5 protein-coding genes and 1 pseudogene are annotated in these 5,424 nt (G+C 48.7%); 1 reads left to right on the top strand and 5 read right to left on the bottom strand.

Annotation, left to right across the window (positions count from 1 at the left end):
- Positions 1-1,530: SbcC/MukB-like Walker B domain-containing protein (locus ACJROR_RS10985; RefSeq protein ID WP_406547091.1), on the top strand; the 1,530-nt coding region annotated here is incomplete at its 5' end.
- A gap of 191 nt (positions 1,531-1,721) precedes the next feature.
- On the opposite strand, the gene ACJROR_RS10980 is transcribed toward ACJROR_RS10985, so the two are convergent.
- From ACJROR_RS10980 to ACJROR_RS10960, 5 genes and pseudogenes are all read right to left on the bottom strand, one after another.
- The gene (locus ACJROR_RS10980; RefSeq protein WP_406547090.1) at positions 1,722-2,033 is read right to left on the bottom strand and encodes a hypothetical protein; all 312 of its coding nucleotides are present in this window, start codon (positions 2,031-2,033) and stop codon (positions 1,722-1,724) included.
- 150 nt (positions 2,034-2,183) lie between these two features.
- Positions 2,184-2,384 (bottom strand): hypothetical protein, encoded by a 201-nt coding sequence (locus ACJROR_RS10975; RefSeq protein WP_406547089.1) that lies wholly within the window; start codon positions 2,382-2,384, stop codon positions 2,184-2,186.
- A 286-nt stretch (positions 2,385-2,670) separates the two neighbouring features.
- Positions 2,671-4,023, bottom strand: coding sequence for an ATP-binding protein (locus ACJROR_RS10970; protein WP_406547088.1), 1,353 nt, complete (start codon positions 4,021-4,023; stop codon positions 2,671-2,673).
- Between the two features lie 668 nt (positions 4,024-4,691).
- Positions 4,692-4,844 carry a hypothetical protein gene (locus tag ACJROR_RS10965; RefSeq protein ID WP_406547087.1) on the bottom strand — a complete coding sequence of 51 codons (153 nt, stop codon included), beginning with the start codon at positions 4,842-4,844 and terminating at the stop codon, positions 4,692-4,694.
- Positions 4,845-5,024: 180 nt separating this feature from the next.
- A pseudogene (locus ACJROR_RS10960) lies at positions 5,025-5,424 on the bottom strand (hypothetical protein); the annotation flags it as partial.

Genomic DNA, 5,424 nt, shown 5'->3' with positions numbered 1-5,424 from the left:
AAGGCGCAGAATGATTGTGAGAGCTACCAAAAGGAGCAGGAAAGCCTGAATAAGATCAGAGATCAAATTACGGAAACCTCAGCCCGTTTGGAGTCTCTTCAGGTTAAAACTGACAGCGCCTTTATCAGAAGCATCTGGGAGGAACTGGCCGGAGCTGCTGATAAGGAGTTCAAAACCCGAATTAAGGAACTCTCAGAAACGGCAGAGCGGTTATCCGCCTATCCCGGCCGGCTGGAAAAGCTGGATGCTGAGCTTAAGGGCATCAACGCCAGTATCACCGGATGTCAGGAACGGCAGGAAGCTGCGAAAGCCCGGCGACAGGGGTTTGAAGCAGATCTGGCCGATACCAAAAATAAAAAGGCTGAGACCGATGCTGAAATCGAACGCATAACCGATGGCCGCGGCCTTGCCGGTCTCAGGGAATTCCTGGAAAAAGCCGTATCTGCGGCGGAAAAGGAGCTTAAGGACGCTGAACTTAACTTTAACAACAGTGAAAACGCGGTTAAAAACCATCAGGTTCTTATGGAGAATAATACCAGAGAGCTTAATAACATCAGAAAGGAGCTTTCTGACAAGCAGACTGAAATGTCAGAGAAGGCCGCATTGATTGCCAGCGCTAACGAAGAATTTTCAGGAGCGGAAATCATTGCCGGACTTGATATTACTTCCGAGGTTTACAACAGCGCTAAAACTGCCGTGAAGAGCGTGCAGGATCGCCTTTCCGAAACCGGCAATCAGATCCGGGAACAGAATGCGGTGCTGGATAAGTTCAATAATTCTCTGGAGCAGCATCGCAAAGGGCTTTCCGAGGATGATTTTACTCCGGAAGGCAAGCTTCGCGAGGGCCTGGAGGAGGAGCTTGCCCAAAGCAGGACTATGATAGACGGCGACAAAAACGAGCTTTCCTTCAAACTGCGCAGCAATGAAGATAATCTTAAATCACTTCAGGAATGTCAGGAAAAGGAAGAGAAGCTCAAAAATGATAACGGGCCTCTTTATAAGCTCGCTGAGATGTTTGAAAAGAAAAAAAGCTTTGCCGCCTATGCGCAGACCATTACCTTCAGTTATCTTATGAGCAAGGCCAATTTCTACATTCGGAGCTTTACCGGCGGCAGGTATGAGCTTCAGCAGGCGGAACGGCAGACCGACAGCGAAAAAACGGCAAATTCTCTGGATATAATCGTTACCGACCATTATCAGGGGGATACGAACCGCATCATAAACTCCCTTTCCGGCGGCGAAAAGTTCCGGGTAGCTCTGGGTCTGGCGCTGGGACTTTCGGATCTCATCTCCGGCAATATCCGGGTGGACAATATGTTTATCGATGAAGGCTTTGATACCTTGGACAATGAACGTCTGGATGAAGTGATAAGCACTCTGAACACGGTAACGCAGCGTCAGATTGGCATTATCACTCACGTGGATCAGGTGGTTCATGGCACCATGATAAAGTCAAAAATCCGGGTGCAGCATTCAAAGAACGATCCCTCTAAGAGCGAGGTTATTATGGAAAGCTCCGGCATGATGTGACCGGTGAACATGGAAAGCCGTCCCCGGAAAACCGGGCCTCCGCCCGGTATCCGCAAGGGGATTTCAACCGGGGCCGGAGCTATCATGCAGACAAAAAAGCCTCCCGCCATTACAGCGACAGACTTCAGTTTTTGCGATCTTCCTGTTCTTCCTGATGAAGAAAATTCAGTCAGCGTAAATGAGCTTTCTGATTATTCCTGAGGAGCCTTGAAGAAGAGGAAAATCATGAAGCAGAAGTTAACGAGGGGGATGAACATAAGAAGAGACAGCAACTTGCTCATGCCGGCATTAGCCAGACGCAGGCAGGTGGCTGCAATGAACAGGACGGTGAAAATGAGATTTATCGCAAAAACCTTAACCCCGCTAATAGAATCTAAAGCAGCCTGCATAGCTTCAGGAGTTTGCGCCTGCTTTATGGCATCCATAGGAATAAGGCTCAGAGAGGCCGCGCAACCAAGAATGCCAATAGCTATAACGGAGAGGAAATAATACAATCTGCCCATAACAAAATACCTTTCAATAAACGGGTGGTTAAAAACAAAAACAGCGCCATGATACATTTATCACAAAAAAATGCAAGCGGTTTAACGTTTTCATAACACCGGAGATCGCATTCCGGCTGCGCAAATCAGGATCGGCTTAATGCGTTCCTGCTAATCCCCCTGAAGAAGCTCCTCCAGGGTGGTATTCGCAGTCTCCCGGGCCTGATTTCCCAGAAGTTCCCAGGCATTTGCCAGAGCTGCCTCGGTGATCTCGGAGCTCCCCAGAAGCCGGGCGATTTCCTGCTCTCTTCCGGCGGTGTCCAATTCGGTTACCGAGCTTTCGGTAACGTCATTTACCGTTTTCTTTTTCACATCGTGAGGGCAGATGCGAACCCGCCTGCGGGAGATGGTGGGGTGTTACACCAAATCAAGATTAGCAGCGGAGGAAATCTGCACCAAATCAAGATTAACGGCAGCGGAGATCTGCACCAAATCAAGAATACTGCCGATAGGTACTGGGGATAGTCAGTAATGCTGCATCTTTGTTGAATTTCTTCTTCACGTATTTGGATGAAGGATGCGGGACTTTTCAGCGCCGTGCTTGTCCGTGAAGATTACGAGGCCGGCAGGGTTAGCATATGATGAGATTTGCAATCGCTCAGAGCAGCCAGGTCCAGTATACCGGGAGGAATGCTATTCCGTCCTTTTCGTAATAATCGGCAGTATGCAGAATGTAAGGAACATCAAGCTGTTCTCGGTACCTGTCCATGAACTTCCGGAGAGACGAATAGGTGTATCGCGATCCTGATTTCACTTCTATTGCAGAAACGTTATGTCTGCCGGTGATTTTTCTCTTGGTGATCAGAAAGTCTATCTCCATCCGGGCATTTTTATCATTTCTGGAAGAGTTTGAATAGAAGTACAGCCGGTGTCCGGAGGCGGTCAGCATCTGAGCTACGATGTTCTCGAAAATCATGCCCTCGTTTACTTCCAGTTTGCCTAAGAGGAGCTTTTTATAGATTTCCTGTGTGACCAGACCGTTTTCGTCAAAGGCATGACTTATCAGGAGACCGGTATCGCCAAAATACAGCTTTAATGTGGTGCGATCCCGGTTCATTCTGATGCCGACATCAGGAGCGGAGGAGTTATAGCAGACATTGCATATCATGGCATCCTCCAGCCACAGGAAGGCGCTTTCGTAGTCTCTGAATCTGGTGCCTCTTCCCAGCGCCGACAGCACAAATTTTTTTTCATGCCGGGATAACTGTTCCGGGATTTCGTCAAAAACAGCTTCAGCTTTTCTTTCATACCCTTTGGCATGTTTTGCGATGTCCTGCCGGTACAGTTCAAGGATGTCCCGCTTTATGGCATCGGCTTTTGCAAAATCCTGTGTTTCCTGATAGGTACTGACGGCTTGCGGCATGCCGCCTATAATGAGATATTTTCTGAACAGCGTCATGGCCTTTCTGTGAAGAGCCGGTCCCATTTCCTTTTTCTTTTCGAAACAGACTTTCATCAGATCCGCCAGCGGGGTTTCGTTCATGGCCCAAAGGAACTCCTCAAAATCCAGGGGATACATTTTCAGATGCCGTTCCTCGGAGGGAATCAGAATGTCAGCCACATTTTGGCGGATGGACATTAAAGAACCGGTCTCGAGGTAATGGTAGCGCCCGTCGGCCACCAGATACTTAATTGCCGATCTTGCCCTGGGGAAAAACTGAATTTCATCCAGAATGATGAGGGAATCGTTCCGGTACAGGGTAACTCCGTATATTGCGGAGAGATACATAAAGAAGGAGTCAAGATCATTCAGGTTTTGTTCAAAAAGATCTCGAACCTCCTTGCCTGCTCTGTTGAAGTCGATGAGAATGTAGGATCGATATTGCGTCCTGGCAAATTCTTCGGCAATATAGCTTTTTCCAACACGACGGGCTCCGTCAATAAGAAGGGCGGTTTTGCCGGCGCTTTCCTGTTTCCAGCGTACCATGGTGTCATATATTTTCCGTTTCACAGGCACCTGCCTTGTTTTGCGACTGTCAGGTATTCGCAGCTCATGTTAAAAGACATAACACTTTTTCAAGTTTAGTAAACCATAAAAATCACACGAATTCAAGATTAGTGATGCTTGGTTTTCACACAAATTCAAGATTAGTGATACTTGATTTTTCACACTAACATATCAGACAATTTCAGCGCTCCTCGGAATCCGCGGGATTGAAATTGATTGAGTGATCAAGGATCGCAGGCTTTGCCGCAGAACCTGTTTTCAAAACAATTGAAGAATAAGGCAATGCTTCCCGGCGATGCCAGAAAATGCCCCCCGCTCCGTATGCAGCGAAACAAGGAGTGAACAAACGAGGGTTTGATAAAGGAGATTGCAAGATCGACGGCAGTGCCTGCTGCCGGCGGCTGCGTTCCCCGGGCCTCTGAGTACGATGGCCTCGCACGCGGGTTCAGAGGGCTGTAATGACTCGCGCGGCGATTTCAGATGCTATGGCGACATGGCCGTTCGGCTCGCCCTGCAGGCGAATATGTCAGGCGAACCCGGCCCGCTCCGGCGGTTTATTTTTGCAAGTTCTTATTACAAGAACTGTTTCAGCACGGAGGTATCAGTTAAAGCCTTCTCCAGTATTTCACCGAGAGCAGCAGCGCATCCTTTGCCAAATGACTTGGCAATATTTAAGACTCCTTTTGATCAGAAGCTTCTTGTTTCTTTTTTTTCCGTTCCTGGCGAATTCTTCTGGCTTCGACCATTATTCTGAGCTGTTCATCGGTAAGTTCCGGACAATCTTCATCAGGCACCACCGGTCTGTCTTTCAATGCTTCAAGCATTTATATCTGTTCTTTAGTCAATGGAACGGAAAAATCGAGTTTATGTTTAACGAGCATAATCCTTTTGTCTTCTGTTTCAGTTGCATTCCCTGCCGAGATCCATGTCAGGCGAATATGCTTGGCATCTCGGTTTTCTCATCCTCTTGCCATCCCTGACCGTGAATGAGGGCGATATCTATTCTAATCCCCCTGAAGAAGCTCCTCCAGAGTGGTGTTGGCAGTTTCCCGGGCCTGATTTCCCAGAAGCTCCCGGGCATTTGCAAGCGCCGCCTCGGTGATCTCGGAGCTCCCCAGAAGCCGGGCAATTTCCTGCTCTCTTCCGGCGGTGTCCAGTTCGGTTACCGAGCTTTCGGTAACGTCATTTACCGTCTCCTTTTTCACCTCGTACTGGTGATGAGCCGAAGCCGCCACCTGGGGGAGATGGGTAACGGTGATGACCTGAGAATGCCTGCCGAGAAGTCTGAGAAGCTTTCCGGTAATGGCGGCGGTTCTGCCGCTGATGCCGGTGTCGATTTCATCAAAAATCAGGGTCGGGGCGGAGATCTTATTTGCGGTGAGCACCAGCACCGAGAGGGCGATT

This window comes from Succinimonas sp., from assembly GCF_045225735.1.
Lineage (GTDB): Bacteria > Pseudomonadota > Gammaproteobacteria > Enterobacterales > Succinivibrionaceae > Succinimonas.
Note: the sequence above shows the minus strand (reverse complement) of the source record. Positions and strands in the feature narration are given on the sequence as shown.